We start from the raw sequence: 19,162 nt of genomic DNA on the forward strand, positions 1-19,162 counted from the left end.
TTTCAGTCCCCTCGGAGGGCGGTTTCGAGGACCGCGGCGATCTCCGCCGCCGGGCCCGGGTTGAGTACGTCGCTGTGACCGCAGTCCAGTTCGTGCACGTCGAGCGCGGCGGTCACACGCCGCCAGGCCTCGGTCTTCTCGGTGGTGGTCGGCCAGGCGTCGTGCGTCGCGGAGAAGAGCGTCGTCGTGCCCTCGTAGCCGGACGGGCGCCAGCGCCGGACCAGTGCGGTGTGATGCGCGCCGACGTCGACCAGGGTGTTCAGGGCGGCGTCGGACAGGCCGTCGAAGGCCCCCTCGTGGGCCATGGCGAACACCGCGGCCCGCTTCAGGGGTCCGGGCGGCAGCGGCAGTCCGGGGGCGTGGGAGTGGAGCAGGATGCGCAGCATCTCGTCCTCGACGGCTGCGGGGTCCAGCGGGGTGCGGGCGATCTCGTCCGGCATCGGCATCGCGTCCACCACGGCGAGCATCGCCACCTCCTCGCCGGCCGCGCGCAGCCGCACCGCCAGCTCGTGGGCGAGCGGCCCGCCGAAGGACCGGCCGAGCAGCAGGTACGGCCCGTGCGGCTGGAGCTCACGGACGCGCGGCAGGTACAGGTCCGCCATCTCGCCGATGGTCGGCGGGAGCAGGTCCACGCCGGTCAGCAGCGCCGGACTCTGGAGGGTGTGCACCGGCCGGGCCGGATCGAGGTGCGGCAGCAGGTTCACGTACGACCAGCCCAGGCCCAGCCCCGGGTGCACGCAGATGAGCGGAGTACGGTTCCCGCCGGCCCGCAGCGTGAGGACGGGCGCCAGGCTGTTGTGCTGCGGCTCGCCCCGCGGCGTCGCGGCCGTGGGGCGTCCGGCGGCGGGCCGCAGGGGTATCCGCGGGGCGGGGCCGTCCGCGGTGGGCAGCGCGTCGAGGCGGGCGGCGAGAGCGGCCGGGGTCGGTGCGTCGAACAGGGCGGAGACCGGGATCCGTACGCCGAGGACCGTCTCGATCTTCGACTTCAGGCGCAGGGCCGTCAGTGAGTGGCCGCCTGCCAGGAAGAAGTCGGTGTCGGGCCCGACCGCGGGGATGCCGAGCACGGTGCCGAACAGGGCGCACAGCTCCTGCTCGCGCGGGGTGCGCGGGGCCCGGTGGGCCGCCGGTTCCCCGGTGGGTCCGGGGTCGGGCAGCGCGGCCCGGTCGACCTTTCCGTGGCGGGTGAGCGGCACCTCGTCGATGCGGGCCCACAGGGACGGCACCAGGTGCGCGGGCAGGTGCTGAGCGGCATGCGCCCGTGCCCCGGCGAGGGTCCGGCGCCACCGCTCCTGCGGGTCCGCACCCGAGCCGTCGTCCGGCCCCGCCGCCGGCACCAGCCAGGCGGCCAGCACCTTGCCGCCGGCGGCGTCGAGCCGGGCACCGGCCACGGCGCGCGCCACGCCGGGGCAGCCGGCCAGCGCGGTCTCGACCTCGGCGGGCTCCACGCGGAAGCCCCGCACCTTGATCTGGTCGTCGGCCCGGCCCACGAACTCCAGGGCGCCCTCCGGCGTGCGGCGCACCAGGTCGCCGGTGCGGTACATGCGGCTGCCGGGCGGCCCGTACGGATCGGCGGTGAACCGCTCCGACGTGGCCACCGGCCGTCCGAGGTAGCCCTGGGCGAGGCCGGTGCCGCCGATGTACAGCTCGCCGGTCGCGCCCGCCGGAACGAGACGCAGCCCGGCGTCCAGGACGTGCGCCCGGGTGTTGTCCAGGGGGCGTCCGATGGGAACGGCGCCCGGGTGACCCGTCGGCTCCGCGGTCGCGGTGTGCGCGGTGGCGAACACCGTCGTCTCGGTGGGGCCGTAGCCGTTGACGACCACGGTGCCCGGGCAGTGCTCCCGCAGACGGCGCACGGTCTCGGGTGCCAGGACGTCGCCGCCGGACCACACCTCGCGCAGCCCGGACAGGGCGTCGGGCGCGATCTCCGCCACGGTGCGCAGCAGTTCGGGTGTGAGCATGAGCGCGGTGACCCGCCGGTCGGCGACCACCCGCTTGAGCAGGTCGGGCGTGACCGCTTCGGCCGGGGCGACGACCACGGTCCCGCCGTTCAGGAGCGGGATCCACACCTCGTAGGTCGAGGCGTCGAACGTGTACGGGTTGTGCAGCAGGACCCGTTGGTGGGCGCCGCCCGCGAAGCGGCCGTCGGCGGCGAGCTCGGTGATCGCCTGCTGCGGTACGACCACGCCCTTGGGCTCCCCGGTGGAACCGGAGGTGTAGATCACGCAGGCCGCGGACCCGGGAGGGGCGTCGACCGCGTCGAAGGGCGTCGTGCCGGACGCTTCGGTGAGGTCAAGCACCGCGGTGCCGGCGGGCAGGGGAGCGGGGCCGGTACCTGTCCCCGCGACGAGGACCAGGGTGGGCGCCGCCGCGGACAGCAGCCGGGCCAGCCGCTCCGGCGGATGCGCCGGGTCGAGGGGGAGCCAGCAGGCGCCCGCCTTGAGGACCGCGAGCTGGGCGACGACCAGGGAAGCCGATCGCGCCAGCAGCAGGGCCACGGTGTGCCCCGGCGCCACGCCGGCCCGCACCAGGCGGCCGGCCAGCCGGTCCGAAGCGGCGTCGAGCCCGGCGTAGCTGAGGCTCTCACCGTCCGTGTCGACGGCCGGCGCGTCCGGGGTCCGGGCCACCTGGGCGGCGAACCGCCCGGTCAGGGTGGCGGGTTCGGCGGGCGGGCGGGACGGGCCGTCGGCCAGCGCGAGCAGGTGGTGCCGCTCCGCCACGGGCAGCGCGTCGATGTCCTCGACGGGGGTGTGCGGAGAGCGGGCCAGCTGCTCCAGTACGTGGGCCAGGCGCCCGGTCACGGAGGCGGCCGAGATGCCCCGGCGGCAGCTCACCGACAGCAGCAGCCGGTCCTCGGCGACCGCCGCTATCGTGACCGGGTAGTGCGTCGCGTCGGTCACCTTCACCAGGCGCACGGCGTCGGGGCCCTGCTGACTCCCGGCATTCCGCGGGAAGTTCTCGAAGGCGAGGATCGAGTCGAAGAGTTCACCGGCCCCCACGGCGCGCTGCACCTCGGCGGCGCGGGCGTGGTGGTGGCCCAGCAGGCGGGACTGCTCGTCCTGGATCCGGCGCAGCAGTTCGTCCACCCGCTCGCCGTCCCGCAGCCGCACCCGTACCGGCAGGGTGTTGATGAACAGGCCGGCCATGGACTCGACCCCGGGCAGATCGTGCGGGCGTCCCGAGACGACCGCGCCGAACACCAGGTCCCGGGACCCGGTCAGCCTGGCCAGGACCAGCGCCCAGGAGACCTGCACCAGGGTGTTGAGGGTGACGCCCGCGGCGGCGGCCCGCCGCACCAGCATCCCGGTGAGACCGGTGGTCAGCCACACCTGGGAACGGTCGGGTGCCGTGTCCGGTCCGGCAGGGGCCAGCAGCGCGGGCCGCTCCAGGCCCGCCAGCGCCTCGCACCAAGCGGCTTCGGCCTTGTGCCGGTCCTGGCCGCTCAGCCACACCAGGTAGTCCCGGTAGGGCGTGGCGGGCGGCAGCGGATTCCCCGCCACCAGGGCCGCGAGGTCCCGTTCGACGACCGGCATCGACCAGCCGTCCAGCAGGATGTGGTGGAAGGACACGATGAGTTCGCCACCGGTGTCGCGGCGCAGGAACGTGGCACGGACCAGCGGCGGGCGGGCCAGGTCGAAGCGGAGCGACGCGTCCTCGCGCAGCGCCTCCTCGGTCCGGGCGACGGCCTCGTCCGCGGTGAGACCCGCCAGGTCCACGCGGGCCCACGGCACCCCGACCGCCTTCGGCACGACCTGGACCGGCCGGTCCAGCCGCTCGTGCCGGAAGCAGGCACGCAGATTCGGATGCCGGTCCAGGAGCGCGCCGACCGCAGTCCGTACCGTCTCCTCGGTGATCCCGGGGCCGATCAGGAAACGGGCCTGCACCAGGTAGGGGTCGGGGCCCTCGGTCTCCCGGGCGGCGTGGAAGAGCAGGCCCTCCTGCAGCGGGGAGAGCGGCAGTACGTCCGCGATGCGCTCGTTCATCGTCGGTCCCCTTCCTCGCGGGTGGCGTCCGCGCCGTCGGGGACGGGTTCGAGATCCCCGAAGTCCATCTCCTGCGCGAGCAGTTCGAGCTGGTCGCCGGTGAGGTCGACGAGCGGGAAGTCGGACGGGGTGTGGACGGCCTCCGCGTCCGGCCCGCAGTGGTCCGCGAGGACGCCGAGCGCCTCGGACCACGCCGCGGCCAGGGCGCGCGCCTCGTCCTCGGTGAACAGTCCCGACGGGTAGGAGAAGCTCGCCTCCAGCAGGGGCTCGCCGTTCTCCTCGACGGCCATCACGTCGACCTCCAGGGCGTGTGCGAGCGGCACGGCGTCCGGCCCGAGGTCGAGCAGCCGCCCGCCCGCCGCGTCGGTCGCGGTGAACCGCCCCAGATAGTTGAACCGGACATCGGGTACGGGGAGCGCGGCGAGTGCCGGACGCGTCCCCGGGTCGAGGTAGCGCAGCAGCCCCCAGCCGAGCCCGCCGGAGGGCACCGCCCGCAGCTGCTCCTTGACGCACTTCAGCGCCTCGCCCGGCCGGCCGCCGGCCGTCACCGACGCGGCCCCGATGTCCAGGCGGACCGGGTACTGCGTGGTGAACCAGCCGACGGTGCCGGACACATCGGCCTGGGCGGAGACGACCTCACGCCCATGGCCCTCCAGGTGGACGACGAGCGCGGATCCGCTGCCCCGTCGCCGCACGGCCGCCGCGGTCAGCGCGGTCAGCATCACCGCGTCGGGCCGGCAGTTGAAGGCGGCAGGCAGGGTGACGAGCACACTCCGGGTGAGCTCGGGGCTCAGCTCGAAGGTGAGGGTCTCCCGCCGGCCTTCCTGCCCCGGCCGTCGGTGAGACGGGCCTGCGGATCAGCCAGCTGGCTCTGCCACCAGGGCAGTTCCCCGGTACGCAGACCGGCCTCCTGGGAGAGCAGCCGGGACCACCGGGCGAACGACGTGGTCCTGGCCGGCGCCGCGTCGCTCTCGGGCGGGGGGCGAGTGCGGCGGCCAGTTCCTGTCCGAGGACCCGCCAGGAGAAGCCGTCCACCGCTAGGTGGTGCACGGTCAGCACCAGTGCGCCGGGCCGGCCTCGGCCGGGGTCGAGCCACACCGCCCGCACCATCTCGCCGTCCTCGGGCCGCAGTGCCGTGGTGCGTGCCAGCTCCGTCGCCCGGACGTGGAGATCGGCGTCCGCCGCCACTGTCAGCCGGACGGTCCGCGCGTTGGCCGGTGCGCTGTCGACGGGCACCTCCAGCTCCCAGTCGCTGCCGTCCCCGCGCCGCAGGCGCATCCGCAGTGCCGCATGCCGCCCGACCAGGGTGGCGACGGCTTCCTCGATCGCCGCGAGGCCGGTGCCGGGCGCCAGCGGGAACAGCATGGACTGCGTGAACGCCGAGGTGTCCAGCACCTGTTCGCGCCACCAGTGCATCACCGGGGTGAGGGGCAGCCGCCCGGAACCGGTGTCCTCCTCCGCCGGGGCGTCGGTCCCGGGCGTGCGGGCCAGCACGGCCAGCCGTGCGGGAGTGCGTACGGTGAACACGTCGTGCGGCGAGAGCACGAGACCGGCCGCCCTCGCCCGGGCCGCGAGCTGGATCGCCATGATGCTGTCGCCGCCGAGACGGAAGAAGTCGTCGTCGGCGCCGGCCTGTTCGAGGTCCAGGAGCTCCGCGAAGAGCCCGCAGAGGATCTCCTCACGCACCGACCCCGGGAGCCGGACGGCGTCACCGGCCCGCCGGGCGGGCGCGGGCAGAGCGGCCCGGTCCAGCTTGCCGTGGGACGACAACGGCAGTGCGTCCAGGGCCACGACGGCGGCCGGGACCATGGCCGCGGGCAGCCGGCCAGAGGCGTGCAGGAGCAGCGCGTCCTCGTCGATCTCGGCGCCCTGCGCGGGCACCACGTACGCGACGAGCTGTGCGGCGCCCGGCCGGTCGTGCCGGACGACGGCCACCGCCCGCTCCACGGAAGGGTGTTCGGCCAGGGCGGCGGCGACCTCGCCCGGTTCGATCCGCAGCCCGCGCAGCTTCACCTGCTCGTCGTCGCGCCCGAGGTAGTACGTGAGGCCGTCGTCGTCCCGGTGGACCAGGTCGCCGGTGCGGTACATGCGGCTGCCGGGCGGACCGTAGGGGTCGGCGACGAACCGCTCGGCGGTGAGCGCGGCACGCCCCAGGTAGCCGAGGGCGAGTGCGGCACCGGCCAGGTAGAGCTCGCCGCCGACCCCGGCCGGCACCGGACGCAGCCGGTCGTCGAGTACGTAGGCGGTCGTGCCCGCCACCGGTGTGCCGATGGGCGGCACCGTCGTGTCGGCGTCCAGCGGCCCGGAGAAGGTGGCGACGACGGTGGACTCGGTGGGCCCGTAGGCGTTGTGGAAACGCCGTCCGGCCCCGGCCCAGCGGGCCACCAGGTCCGGCGGGCAGGCCTCCGCGCCGACGACCAGGGTGCGCAGTTGCGGATGAGGCCCGGCCGGCACGGTCGCCAGCACGGACGGCGGGACGAACGCGCAGGAGATCCGCCGCTCGCTCAGCACCGTCCCGAGCGCCTCGCCCACGAGGGGCCCCGGAGGCGGCAGCACCAGGGTTCCGCCCGAGCCGAAGGCCAGGCACAGTTCGCCGACGGAGATGTCGAAGGAGGGCGGCCCGAGCTGGAGCACCCGGCTGTCGGTGTCCAGCGCGATGCCCTCGACCAGGCTGCGGGTGAGCGCGGCCACGCCGGCATGGGTGACCAGCACCCCCTTGGGGGTTCCGGTGGAGCCGGAGGTGTGGATGACGTGGGCGACACCGTCCAGGTCGGGCCCGGCCGCGGGCAGCGGCGCTCCGGCCCAGGCGTCCTCGTCCAGGACCAGGGCCGGGACGCCGGTGTCCAGGGGGCGGCGCCGGGTTCGGTGACCACGAGCACGGGCGCGGCCTCGGCGAGTACCCGGCGGATGCGCTCGGCCGGGTGGGCGGGGTCGAGGGGCAGGTACGCGGCGCCGCAGCGCTGGACGGCCAGAGCCGCCACCGGCCAGTCGCTGCCGCGGGCCATGGCCAGGGCCACGATCTGTCCGGGCCCGGCCCCGCGGCGCGCCAGCTGACCGGCCAACCGGGCTACCCGGTCGTCGAGTTGGGCGTAGCTGAGGGTGTGCCGCGGGGACTCGACGGCCGGCGCGTCCGGTGTGCGGGCCGCCTGCCGGGTCACCAGCTCGGGCAGCGAGAGAGGGGCCGGGGCGGCGGGCCCGGCGGAGCCTGCGAGCAGCTGACCGCGCAGGGCGGCGGGCACCAGGTCGATGTCCCCGATGAGCGCCGTGGGGTCGGCGGTGATCTGCCGCAGGAGCTCGACGTAGCACTGCGTCCAGCGGGCCACCGTCGCAGGGCTGAAGACATCGGTCCGCAGCCCGAAGCTGCCCTCCATGCCGTCGCCGCTGTCCTTCACCACGCCGACGAGGTCGTGCTCGCCGCCGGTGTGGATGCGCTCGGGCTCCGCGAACTCCTTCATCACCGAGACGCTGGGCTGCTGCGTCAGGTGCATGAACACCCACTGGAACAGCGGGGCCCGGCCCGCGCTGCGCTCGGGCGCGGCAGCCGACACGATCCGGCCCACGGGCACGTCCGCGTTGGCCATCAGATCCGGGAAGTCGACGGCGAATCCGGCGAGCACGTCGGCGAAGGACCGGTCCGGGCCCACCTGCCAGCGGGTCGGCACCGCGTTCATCACGTACCCGATGACCTGGTCCAGGCCCTTGGCCGCACGGTTGGCGATGGGCGTACCGATCACCAGGTCGTCGGCGCCGCTCACCCGGTGGGCCAGGACGGCGAAGGCGGCCATCAGGACGACGTAGACCGAGGCGCCGCGCTCCCGGGCCAGGGCCCGCACGGCCGCGGTGGTCGGGGCGTCGATGTGGAAGGGAACCTGCGCGATGCCGTCGCCGTCGGCGATGCCGGCAGTGCCGCCCGCAACGGTGAGCGGGCCGGGAGGGTCGGCCAGATAGCGCCGCCAGAAGTCGAGCCGGCTCGCGAAGACCCCGGACTCCGCCAGCTCGCTCTGCCAGGACGAGAAGTCGGCGTACTGGACGGCCGGCCGGGTGAGCGGCGGCTCCAGACCGTCGCGCAGGGCGCTGTACGCCTGGGCGAACTCGTTCTGCAGCACGTCGAAGGACCACCAGTCGCTGATGGTGTGGTGCAGGCTCAGCATCAGCGTGGAACGCCGCTCGTCGACCCGGACGAAGCGGGCCCGGATCAGCTTGTCCCGGCCCAGGTCGAAGGGGCGGTTGCGGAAGGTCTCGAAGGCTTCGTCGATCGTCCCGGCGGTGCCCCGCAGGTCCTCACGCTCCAGGTCGAAGGTGCCCTCGTCCGGGAACTCCACGTGCAGTTCGCCCGACGGGTCCGTCACGATCCTGGTCCGCAGGATGTCGTGGTGACGCTGGATCAGCGTCAGCGCCGCCTCCAGGTGCGCCGGATCCACGGGCTGCTCGAAGTGGTAGGCGGCGCACAGGTTGAGCGCGGGGGTGCCGGGATACAGCGAGTCGTACACCCACAGGTCGTGCTGCGCGGGGCTGAGCGGCACCCGGCGTTCCGGGTCGCGCGGCGGTATGACGGCGGGTATCTCACGGGCCCGCCCCGCCTGAAGGAGGCGGCGCATCAGACGGACCCGCTGCTCCCTGCCCAGTGCGCCGAACCGGTCGGCCATGGAGGGGGAAGCCGCACCCGGTGCGGTGCGCGAAACGGTGGGGGCGCTCATCACAGGTTCTCTTTCAGTTCGGCCAACCGGTGCAGCCCGGCCAGTACGTCGTCCCGTCCGATGCCGAAGTCGATGAAGCAGGCGACCTCGTCGACGCCCAGCTCGGCCAGATCGGCGAGCATCTTGGCGCAGTGGCCCGGGGAGCCGAGGAGGCTGCCCCAGCTCAGATAGCGCTCGAAGGCGAAGTCGGCCAGCATCGCGGTCTGCTGCTCGGAGAGCTGTGCGGTCGTGGCGTCCGCGGACCGGTTGGCCGCGGTCTGGCGGACGTACGAGGCGAGATACGTCTTGAGGGGTGCGCCCGCCAGCCGGCGGACCTCCGCGTCGTCGGCGGCGACGAACGTGTGGGCCATGAGCGTGACGCGGCCGTGCGCGTCGGTGCCCCGCTGGTCGGGTGCGGCGGCGCAGGCGGCGCGGTAGAGGGCGATCTTCTCGGCCAGCTCGTCCCGGCTCTGGCCGACGGTCGCGCCGAGCACCCCGGCGCGCAGCCGGCCGGCCGCCTCCCAGGTCTCCGGGTTGCCGGACGTGGTGAGCCACAGCGGCAGGGTGTCCTGTACGGGTTTGGGCTGGGGCGTCACGGAGACCGGCGCGCCGGTGCCGTCGGGGTACTCGGCGGGCTCGCCCGCCCACAGCGACCGCAGCCGCGGGATGTTCTCCAGTGCGGTCCGCCGGCGGTCCGCGTACTGCTCGGGGGCCAGCGTGAAGTCCTTGGAGTGCCAGCCCGTGGCGACGGAGAGACCGACCCTGCCGTGCGAGAGGTTGTCGACGACGGCCCAGTCCTCCGCCACCCGCAGCGGGTGGTGGAGCGGCAGTACGACGCTGCCGGCCCTGATCCGGATCCGCTCGGTGGCGACGGCGAGCGCCGCGCTGAGCACCGGCGGGCTGGGGAAGACCTGCCCCACCTGCTGGAAGTGCCGCTCGGGGGTCCAGACGGCGTGGAACCCGAGCCGGTCGGCGGTCCGGGCCACGGTGAGGATGTCCTCGTACGTCTCGGTGTGCCGGGCCTCGCCGGCGGTGGTGCTGTCCGCACCGAAGAACATCACACTGAGGTCCACTGCGACTCCTCCTGCTTCCTGCTGGGCTGGGTCTGGGGTTCCGGGCGCCGCGCCACGCGGGGGCGGCGCGGGATGGGGGCCGAGGCGACCGGTACGGGCAGGGCGGCCGCCCGTTCCAGTACCGCGGCGAAGGCGGCGACGGTCGGGGCGGCGAACAGCTGGGCCACGGTCACCGGCCGGCCGGCGGCGAGCCGGGCCACGGCGCGCACGGCGCGCAGGGAGTTGCCGCCGAGGGCGAAGAAGTCGTCGTGCGGGCCGGCGCTCGGCACGCCGAGGACCTCGCACCACACGGCGGCGGTCTCCCGCTCCAGCGTGGTCATCGGGCGCGCGGCCGGGGCCCGGTGCCGGGCCGGCGCCGGGGCGCGGTCGCTCTCCCCGGCGCGCCGGGGCGGGGCGGGGAGGCCCAGCCGCGACAAGGGCGTGCCGGGGGCGGACGCGGCGGTCTCCAGGGCGTGCGGGAGGGCGTGCGCGAGCCACTGGACGAATTCCGTCTCCAGTGCCTCCCCGCGGTACTCGAAGGTCAGGGTCAGCCCGTCGGGCGCGCCCCGGTCCGAGGTGGAGTCCGTCACGTCCACCAGGAGTTCGAACCTGGCGGCGCCGGTGCGCACGACCTCGACGCCGTCCTCGGCACCGGGCAGCGTGACCTCGGCCCGTGCGTTGTTCTGGAGGGCCAGCACCACGTCGGTGAAGGGTTGACGGCCGGGGGAGCGCGGCGGGTTGAGGGCCCCGACCACGTCCTCGAACGGCACGTCCTGGTGGGAGAAGGCGGCAAGGTCCGTCTCCCGTACCCGGGCGAGCAGTTCCGCCGCCGTGGGGTCGCCGGACAGGTCGGTGCGCAGCACCAGCATGTTGACGAAGAAACCGACGACGTCCTCGACGCTGCCGTCCCCGGCCCGGCCGGCCACCGGGGCGCCGATCGCCAGGTCCTCGTCCGCACCGGCCCGCACCAGCACGGTGGCCAGCGCGGCGTGCAGGGCCATGAAGAGGGTGGCGCCCCCGGCACGTGCCGACTCGACGACACGGGCGTGGGCCGCCGCGTCGAGCCGGGCCACCACGACCCGGGCGGCCGGTCCGGGTACGGCGGGCCGGCCGGCGCGGCGGGGCAGCAGCGGACCGTCGGCGGGCAGCCCGTCCAGCTCCTTGCGCCAGTAGGTGAGCTGGCGGGCGGCGAGCGCGTGCGGGTCGGACGGTGCGCCGAGCCGGTCGAGCTGGTGGCGGGCGTGCTCCGCGTACGGGACGGCGAGCGGCGGGAGTCCGGCCGCGCCGGCGCCCCGGACCCGTGCCTCGTAGGCGCGTGACAGGTCACGGAAGAGCGGCCGCAGGGACCAGCCGTCCCCGGCGATGTGATGGACCAGCACCAGCAGCGCGTGCTCGCCCGGCCGCTCCCGGGTGGTGAACAGGGTCGCCCGCACCGGAATTTCGCCGCGCAGGTCGAAGCGGTGGCGGGCCTCCCGGCCGATCTCCCGGTCCACCGAATCCCCGGCGATCCGCAGATGGCGCAAGGGGGCCGTGCGGCCGCCCCGGTCAGCACCCGCCGTACGGGGGCGCCGTCGTACTCCTCGAAGACGGTGCGCAGGACCTCGTGACGGTCGGCGACCCGGGCCAGGGCGTCCTCCAATGCGGCCGGGTCCACCGGGCCGCGCAGCCTCACCAGCATCGGCAGGTTGTACGCGGCTCCGGATCCGAGCCGGTCCAGGAACCACAGCCGGTGCTGCGCGTGCGAGACGGGGAGCGCGCCGGAACGGGTGCCGGACGCGGCGGCGGGTGTCGCGCGGGGCGCCGGGGGAGCGGTGTCGACGAACGGGGCGAGCAGCGCGGGGGTGGGAGCCTCGAAGAGCCCGCGGATGTCGATCTCGGCGCCGAGTGCGGTGTGGATCCGTCCCAGCAGCCGGGCGGCGAGCAGGGAGTGCCCTCCCAGGGAGAAGAAGTCGTCGTCCGGACCGACCGGACCGGTGTGCAGCACCTGGGAGAAGAGGTCGCACAGCGCGGCCACGGTCCCGCTCGACGCCGGTCGGCCGGCGGGTGCGGGCGCGGGCCCGGGCTCGGGCAGCGCGGACCGGTCCAGCTTCCCGCTGGGGGTCAGCGGCAGCGCGTCCAGCGGGACGAAGACCGCCGGCACCAGGTAGTCGGCCAGCAGACCGCGGGCGAAGGAGCGCAACCCTGCTTCCTGGAAGCCGTGTCGGGCGCCACCGCGCGGCACGACGTACGCGGTCAGCTGCCGGTCGCCCGCCGGGTGTTCATGGGCGAGCACCGCCGCCCGGTCGATGTCGGGGTGCCGGACCAGTACGCTCTCGACCTCGCCCGGCTCCACCCTGAAGCCCCGGATCTTCACCTGGCTGTCGGCCCGGCCCCGGTACTCGAAGACCCCGTCGCCACGCCGGCGCCCGAGGTCACCCGTGCGGTAGACGCGCTCCCCGGACGGGGCCGCGACGAAGCGTTCCGCGGTGAGTGAGGGGCGGCCCCGGTACTCGCGGGCGAGGCCCGCCCCGGCGGCGTAGATCTCACCGGTTCCGCCGTCCGGGACCGGACGGAGCTCCTCGTCGAGGACGTACAGCCGCTTACCGGCCAGCGGACGGCCGATGGGCACCGGGCCGGCGCCCAGCTCGGCCGGGACCACCGGGTGCACGGTCAGGAAGATCATGCACTCGACGGGCCCGTAGCCGTTGCTCAGCCGCAGGTCCGGCCTGCGCTCCAGGGCGCGGGCCGCATGCGGAGGGGACAGGGCCTCGCCGCCCACCACGAGTTCCCGCAGCCCGTCCATCACCTGCGGGTACTCGTCGACGACGACGTTGAAGAGGGAGGCCGAGAGGTACATCGAGGTGATGCCGTGCTCGGCGACGAGCCGTGCCATCTGGAAGGGATCGGGCCGCCGCCCGGGGTGCAGGACGCAGGTTCCGCCGTTCATCAGCGGCCCCCACAGCTCCAGAGCGAACGCGTCCCAGGACAGCGGCGCGCACTGGAGCCAGACGGAGCCCGGTCCGAACGAAGCGAAGTCCTGTCCGGTGAGGGTGGACGTGAGCGCGTGGTGCGTCGCGGCGATGCCCTTCGGCCGCCCGGTCGATCCGGAGGTGAACATCACGCAGGCCAGGTCGCCGGACCGGGCAGCGGCGCCGCCGCGGGGCAGCGGCTCGGCCCCGGAGGCGTCCTCGACGTGCACCGGTGTCACGCCGAGTGGACCGGGCGCGGCGTCCCGGGCCGACACGACCACGGCCGTGCCGGCGTCCTCGGCCATCGCACGCAGCCGTTCGACGGGGAAGGCCGGGTCGAGCATCACATAGGCGGCTCGGGCCTTGAGGATGCCGAGCACCGTCACGACCAGTGCGGTGGAGCGCTCCAGGTACACGCCCACCGTGTCGCCGGGCCGGATGCCCCGCGCGGTGAGCAGCCCCGCCAACCGGTCGGCCCGGTGGTCGAGTTCGGCGTAGGTGAGCCGTTCGCCGCCATGGATCAGCGCGGTCGCGCCGGGCGCCCGCGCCGCCTGTTCCTCGAACAGTTCATGCGTGCACCTCATCCCGCTCACCTCCCTGGTGGTCGCTCTGCCCGGCCGGCGCCTGCGGTGCGTCGAGGTCGGGCAGCAGGACGTCGATGTCCCTGATCGAGCGGCTGGCGAGTCCCCACAGGGCGACGGCGGTCCCGCCGACGCCGGCGAGGAGCAGCATGGCCGCCATGCCGCTGCCCGGCCCGTCACCGACGAGGGGGCCGAGCGCCGTGAAGAGCCCGGAGCCCTGGGCGGCCTGCGGTTCGAAGACGTGGTCGGCGAGCGGCCCGGCGACCGCCATGGCCACGGGTACGGAGATCTGCGACAGGAACATCACCGCGCCGAAGACCCGGCCCTGCCATTCGTGGGGGACCTTGGTCTGCACGATCGTCTGCATCGACGAGTTGACCGTCGTCATGAGCAGCGCGCCGACCAGGATGGCCAGGCACCAGCCGGTCACGCCGCCGACCAGACCCATCGCCACCAGGCCGGACAGGCACATGCCGACCACGCCGAGCATCATGCCCCGGCCCCGGTTCGCGGGGCCGCCCCAGGCCGCCAGGAGCAGGGCGCCTGCCACTCCGCCGATGCCGACGGAGGTGTTGACGGCGGCGAGTGCCCCGTTGCCGGCCCGCAGCAGCACCATCGGCGAGATGAGGGCGAAGCCGAAGACCATGACGAGGTTGACGACGCAGAAGTTGATGATCAGATCGCGCAGGCTGGGCACCCGGAACAGGTAGCGCAGCCCCTCGACCGCGTCGGCGGTGATCCGCCGGCGCGGTGCGCCGGTGTCCGTCGCCACCCGGTCGCCGGTGAAGCGCACCAGCCTGATGCCGATGAGGGCGAACGCATAGCTCGCCACGTCGACCAGGAGCGTCGGGCCGATTCCGAAGAGGGCGACGAGGAGGCCGCCGAGCGCGGGGCCACCGATCCCGGCGGCACTCTTCGCGCCAGCCAGCAGGCCGTTGGTACGGTCGAGTTGGTCCTTGCGGACCAGGAGGGGCACGGCCGAGGACAGCGCCGGGAACTGGAAGGCGGCACAGACGCCGAGCAGTACGGCGGCCGGATACACCTGCCAGGCCTGGAACCCGCCGAGGTAGTGGAGCAGGGCCAGCGTGCCCACGACGAGGAGCCCGCCGGCGTCGGCTATCTGAAGTGCGGCGCGCTTGGATATCCGGTCGACGATTGCGCCCGCAATGGGGCTGAACACGGCCTGCGGCAGCATGGCGCACAGCGAGAGAATGGTGACGGCGGTTGCCTGCTCACCGCTCGACCACACTTCGACGATGAAGGCGAACCGGACCGCCGCGCTGCCTGCCAGGGATACCGCCTGACCGGACCAGACGAGGAGAAAGGGGCCCATTCCCGAGAAACGACCAGGAATGTCCGTTGATATCCGGGCGCCCATCAGGATTCGTGTCCGTTGTGCTCCGGCGTCCGGCACTTCGTGCCGCCGCCGTCGAATGGTTTGGTCACCACGCCTCAATCTCCCAGGATGTCGCATCCCCTGCGGACCACCACGGGTCCCTGTCTGGATCGAACGGGGTCATCATGCGTCCACCGATTACCGCTGCGTTCCCTTAGCGAACGCGGGAACGGGAAGGGAGCGGGAACGGATCGGGAGGGAAGCGGGAGCCGGGAGGGCAAGGGTCGTTCCGTAGTTGTCTGCAGAAGGAGTACTCACGTGAAGGACCCCAGGGATCGTTCGCCCGACGGGACGGAACTGCGCCAGGCCCTCCAGGACCTCTCCACCGTGGAACGGTGGGCCGAGCACGTGGCGTCCGGCGTTCATACCCGTCCCTACGCCGCGCCGGAGCCCTGGGAGGGGCCCCAGCTGAGCGTCGAGACCAGGACCGAGAACGGCATGCACACGGTGGCGGGGATCGCGGTGTGGCCGCCCGGGGACGACGCCTGCCCGGCGGTCCTGGACGAGAAGGAGCGCGTGGTCCTCCGCTCCCTCGTACGTTCCCTGCTCGACCTGGCCGGCCACGAGTCGGGAACGGCCCGCACGCGCGTGGTCCTCACCCCCGTCGGGCCGCGCGTCGCCGCCTGCCAACTCGACGTGGACCAGGGCGTTTCGTTCGGGATCAGGCACGAGGCGGACGAGAGGCCGTAGGCGATGCCGGTCCGTTCCCGCGGCAGTTCCGGGAGGCGGTATCGCGGCAGGAACGGACCGGGAACGCCGGTCAGCAACATCAGTGGTGTCGGGAAGCGGAACACCGCAAAAACCCACAAACACCACTTAGGGGCGGGACCATGGGACACAAGCTTGCTGGGCTCTTCGGGATCATCGCGGCGACGCTGGCCTTCGGGATCGGCGTGACGGTCGAGGCGGGGCACTCGGACAGCCCCCGGAGCACCCAGCAGGTTGTCGCCGACGACAAGGGCCCGACGGTGATCGGTACCCACCTGGTCGCCGACGACAAGGGCCCCACGGTGATCGTCCACACCGACGACGACAAGGGCCCCACGGTCGTCACCGACACGGTCAACGACGACAAGGGTCCGACGGTCATCACCGACACGGTCAACGACGACAAGGGTCCGACCTCCCCCGCCATGTGATCCCACCGCCCCGACACAAGCGCCCCGCACCGGAGTCACGGTGCGGGGCGCGGTGCTGTCCGACCCGGAGCCGGCGGGCCGGCGGGGCGGAGTGCGCGGTGCTTCCTCGGGCCGGGACCTGCCGTCAGCCGCGCCGCCGGCCCTCCGGTACGCCCATCCCGGCGAAGAGCTGCTCCGCCTCCGCCCGGTACCGGACCGCGTCCGGCGTGTCCCCGAGAGCGTCGGCCATGCCGACCAGGGCGTAGGCCTTCTCGATGCGATAGCTGAGCGACGAGGAGATCTCGTGGGCATGGGCGTGCAGCGCGAGCGCCGCTGCCAGGTCTCCCTGCCGGCGGCGCAGCCGGCCCACCATGTTCTCCACCTTGGCCCGGCGCAGCGGCGAGGCGTTCGTACGCATCATGTCGAGGGCGAGCTCCGCCTCGTCCGGGACGCGGGCAGGCCTTCCCAGCCGGTTCTCCACATCCGCGGACAACGCCAGGGTCAGCGCCTGGTTGACCTGGTTCCCGGTGTCCCCGTACAGCGCCCGGGCCTCCGTCAGGCAGCGCTCGGCCTCCTCGTACGCGCCGAGGCCGACATGGGCGAAGGCGAGGTCGGTGATGGCTCCGGGCAGCCCCTCGTGCTGCCCGAGCTGCCGGCTCAGTTCGGCCGAGCGCAGGGCCGCGTCCCGCGCCTCCTCGTACCGGCCCCACTGCTCGTAGAGGGTGCTGAGGATGGTCAGGCTCTCGGCCTCCGCGCGCGGCATGTCCAGGTCACGCTCATGCGCGATCGCCGTCTCCATGTGGACCAGGGCCTCGGAGAAGTCGCCGAGCAGACTGTTGAACTGGCCGAGGATGCTCTCGCTGTGGGCCTGGGTGTGCAGGTCCCCGAGGCGGATCGCGACGTCCCGGCTCTTGCGGGCGGCCTCCAGTCCCTCGGTCAGACGCCCGAGCTTCCAGCAGGCGACGCCCAGGTTGGACAGGCTCACCCCCAGCAGCGCCAGATCCTGCAGCCTGCCCGCGGCGGCGACCGCGACCCGGCTCAGCTCGCCGAACTCCTCAAGGAGGCCGAGGTCGTTGAGCTGGAAGACGAGGTTGCGGGCCAGGCACACCACGTAGCGGTCGTGCCCGTTGCGCTCGGCGAGCGTGACGGCCGCGAGGAGTGCCGTCTGCTCGCGCAGGAACCACTTCCGCGCCCGCTCGGCGGTGGCGAGGTCGGGCAGCTCGGCCGTGCTGGGCGCGATGCCGGTGTTGCGCCGGCGTCGTCCGGAGTAGAGGAGGTCGCACGCCACCTCGGTGGCGGTCAGGTAGTAGCCCAGCAGCCGCTCCACCGCCGCGGAGTCCTCGGCGGACTCGACGAGCAGGCTCTGCGCGAAGCTGCGGACCAGGTCGTGGAAGGTGTAGAGGCCGATCTCCGGCTGCTGCACGAGGTGGACGTCGAGCAGCAGTTCGAGCAGATCCTCCGCATCCCTTGCGCCCGTGCCGAGCAGCGCACCGGCGGCGTGGATGTCCATGTCGCTGCCCGGGTGCAGTGCCAGCGTCGAGAACGCGTTGCGGCACTCCTCGTCCAGCGCCTGGTAGGACAGACGCAGGGTGGCGGAGACGCTGCGGGCGCCCGAGCTCAGCTCGTCGAGTCTTCGGGTCTCGTCGCGCAGCCGCTCGGCCAGGTACTGGAGGGTCCAGCGCGGCCGGTTGCGCAGCCGAGCGGTGGCGATCCGCAGGGCGAGCGGGAGGTGGCCGCAGAGCCGGGCGAGCTCCGCCGCCGCCTCGGGCTCGGCGGCGACGCGCTGGGCGCCGAGCGTCTCGGCGACCAGCATCGCGCTGTCCTCGGGCGGCATCACCCCGATGGAGATCCACCGCGCACCGTCCAGATCGACCAGCCGGGCCCGGCTGGTGACCATGATGAGGGAGCCGGGGGAGGCGGGCAGCAGCGGGCGGATGGCGGCGGCGTCCGCCGCGTTGTCGAAGAGGATCAGCAGCCGCTTGCCGACCAGGGTGGCGCGCCACAGGGCCGTGCGGGCGGGGACGTCGTCGGGGATGAGGTGGCCCGGGACGCCGATGGCCCGCAGCAGGCTGTCGAGGGCGATGCCGGCGGTCACCGGCTGGTCGCCCGGCGTGTAGCCGCGCAGATCGATGTGGAGTTGACCGTCCGGGTAGTCCGGTGCGAGCCGGTGCGCCGCCCGCACCGCGAGCGAGGTCTTGCCGCAGCCGCCCATGCCGTCGATGGCCACGATCAGCGGGCCCTGTTCCGCGCCGTCCTTGACGCCGCGCAGGATCTCCGTCAGTTCCCGGTCCCGTCCGGTGAAGTCCGCGAGGTCGTACGGCAGGGTGCTCGGCGGTTCGGAGGGCAGCGTCACGGGCATGACCTGGGTGGGCGTCGGCTCGGGACCTGCCAGCTCGGGGCTCTCCCGGAGAATGCCCTCGTACAGCTTGGTCAGCTTGGAGCCGGGGTCGATACCGAGCTCCTCGACAAGGAGTTCGCGCACCTTGCCGAACTCCTCCAGCGCCTCTGCCTGCCGCCCGGACCGGTACAGGGCGAGCATCAGCTGGCCGCGCAGGGACTCGCGCAGCGGATGCTGCTGGACCAGTTCCCGCAGTTCGACGACGAGTTCGGAGGCCTCGCCGAGTGCGAGGTGGAGATCGAAGAGCTGTTCCGCCGCGGTCAGCCGGCGCTCCTCGATGGAGGTCGACGCGGCCTCTATGACCGGACCGCCGCCGCCCGACATAACAGGCCCCCGCCAGAGCGCAAGGGCGCCGCGCAATATCTCGGCGGCTTCGGCCGTGCGGCCCTCGGACGCCGTGAGCTTCGCTTTACGTATCAGTAGACCAAATTCGGCCACGTCGATTTCACATTGTTCACGGGCGACGCGATAGCCGGGACCGTCCGTGAGGAGGACGTGGGCGCCTCCCGGTATGCGTCTTCGGAGATCCGCAACTGCCTTGCGCACTTGGTGTGGTGCCGTCGGCGGCGGTTCTTCGTCCCAAGCCGCCTCGACCAGCCGGGAAACCGGAAGCACCTTTCCGGGCTCCAGAAGCAAGGTGGCCAGAACTCGCTCCTGGATGACTCCCCCCAGGCGCAGTCGCGTCCCGTCCCACCAGCCCTCAATCGGGCCAAGAATGTTGAAGCGCAGCCGAACCTCTTCTGCTGTTGACACGCATCCTCCCCCTCAGATCTGCCCACCCGCAGGTCCTGTCCCGGCGCGAGGCGATCGTAGCCCCTGCGGAGGGGAAGGCGCGGTACTGCACCGGGAAGAGTTCGGGAATGACTCGGTGGAAGGTGTTCATCGACGGCAGGCCTTCGCTGCCACGGAGCGTACGGAGCGTGAGCGGACCGCAAAGGTCGCGGTCCGGCCTCGCGTTCCGGACAGTCCTGGGTGGCCGGGTAACCGGCCATTGCATTTTCTGAGCATGTGGA

General features: G+C 73.5%; 8 protein-coding genes and 3 pseudogenes. 2 read left to right on the forward strand and 9 right to left on the reverse strand.

The features are described from left to right. Positions 1-2 precede the first annotated feature (2 nt). The 8 genes and pseudogenes from LNW71_RS29155 to LNW71_RS29190 all read right to left on the reverse strand — a co-directional run bounded on the left by LNW71_RS29155 (position 3) and on the right by LNW71_RS29190 (position 14,570). Complete coding sequence (locus LNW71_RS29155) at positions 3-3,980, reverse strand: amino acid adenylation domain-containing protein (RefSeq protein ID WP_250970924.1); 3,978 nt, start codon at positions 3,978-3,980, stop codon at positions 3-5. Continuing rightward, on the reverse strand, positions 3,977-4,774 hold the full coding sequence (locus LNW71_RS29160; RefSeq protein WP_250972182.1) for a condensation domain-containing protein: 798 nt from the start codon (positions 4,772-4,774) through the stop codon (positions 3,977-3,979). The genes LNW71_RS29155 and LNW71_RS29160 overlap by 4 nt, the downstream gene beginning before the upstream one ends. 208 nt (positions 4,775-4,982) lie before the next feature. Then, positions 4,983-6,968: pseudogene (locus LNW71_RS29165) on the reverse strand (AMP-binding protein); the annotation flags it as partial. After that, positions 6,854-8,677, reverse strand: a pseudogene (locus LNW71_RS29170) (condensation domain-containing protein); the annotation flags it as partial. The pseudogenes LNW71_RS29165 and LNW71_RS29170, both read right to left, overlap by 115 nt. After that, the gene (locus LNW71_RS29175) at positions 8,677-9,729 is read right to left on the reverse strand and encodes a MupA/Atu3671 family FMN-dependent luciferase-like monooxygenase (RefSeq protein WP_250970925.1); all 1,053 of its coding nucleotides are present in this window, start codon (positions 9,727-9,729) and stop codon (positions 8,677-8,679) included. The pseudogene LNW71_RS29170 and the gene LNW71_RS29175, both read right to left, overlap by 1 nt. Further along, positions 9,714-11,201 carry a condensation domain-containing protein gene (locus LNW71_RS29180; RefSeq protein ID WP_308294573.1) on the reverse strand — a complete coding sequence of 496 codons (1,488 nt, stop codon included), beginning with the start codon at positions 11,199-11,201 and terminating at the stop codon, positions 9,714-9,716. Before LNW71_RS29180 ends, LNW71_RS29175 begins: the two co-directional genes overlap by 16 nt. A 65-nt stretch (positions 11,202-11,266) precedes the next feature. After that, positions 11,267-13,240 (reverse strand): annotated as a pseudogene (locus LNW71_RS29185) (amino acid adenylation domain-containing protein); the annotation flags it as partial. Further along, positions 13,224-14,570: an MFS transporter gene (locus tag LNW71_RS29190; RefSeq protein ID WP_250970926.1), complete on the reverse strand. Its 1,347-nt coding sequence runs from the start codon at positions 14,568-14,570 to the stop codon at positions 13,224-13,226. The gene LNW71_RS29190 and the pseudogene LNW71_RS29185, both read right to left, overlap by 17 nt. Before the next feature lie 321 nt (positions 14,571-14,891). Here LNW71_RS29190 and LNW71_RS29195 point away from each other — a divergent pair, with 321 nt between their 5' ends. After that, positions 14,892-15,323: a hypothetical protein gene (locus LNW71_RS29195; protein ID WP_250970927.1), complete on the forward strand. Its 432-nt coding sequence runs from the start codon at positions 14,892-14,894 to the stop codon at positions 15,321-15,323. Between the two features lie 140 nt (positions 15,324-15,463). Further along, entirely contained in the window at positions 15,464-15,772 is a 309-nt protein-coding gene (locus LNW71_RS29200; RefSeq protein ID WP_250970928.1) for a hypothetical protein, read from the forward strand. 124 nt (positions 15,773-15,896) lie between these two features. Here the strand turns inward: LNW71_RS29200 and LNW71_RS29205 are convergent, their stop codons facing one another. Beyond that, positions 15,897-18,902: a BTAD domain-containing putative transcriptional regulator gene (locus tag LNW71_RS29205; RefSeq protein ID WP_308294525.1), complete on the reverse strand. Its 3,006-nt coding sequence runs from the start codon at positions 18,900-18,902 to the stop codon at positions 15,897-15,899. Positions 18,903-19,162: the final 260 nt, after the last annotated feature.

It is taken from the genome of Streptomyces sp. RKAG290 (genome assembly GCF_023701695.1).
Classification (GTDB): domain Bacteria; phylum Actinomycetota; class Actinomycetes; order Streptomycetales; family Streptomycetaceae; genus Streptomyces.

Excerpts from the sequence above, each read along its gene's own strand:
- LNW71_RS29155 (WP_250970924.1), bottom strand. The coding sequence starts at position 3,980 with ATGAACGAGCGCATCGCGGACGTACTGCCGCTCTCCCCGCTGCAGGAG.
- LNW71_RS29190 (WP_250970926.1), bottom strand. The coding sequence starts at position 14,570 with ATGGGCCCCTTTCTCCTCGTCTGGTCCGGTCAGGCGGTATCCCTGGCA.
- LNW71_RS29200 (WP_250970928.1), top strand. The coding sequence starts at position 15,464 with ATGGGACACAAGCTTGCTGGGCTCTTCGGGATCATCGCGGCGACGCTG.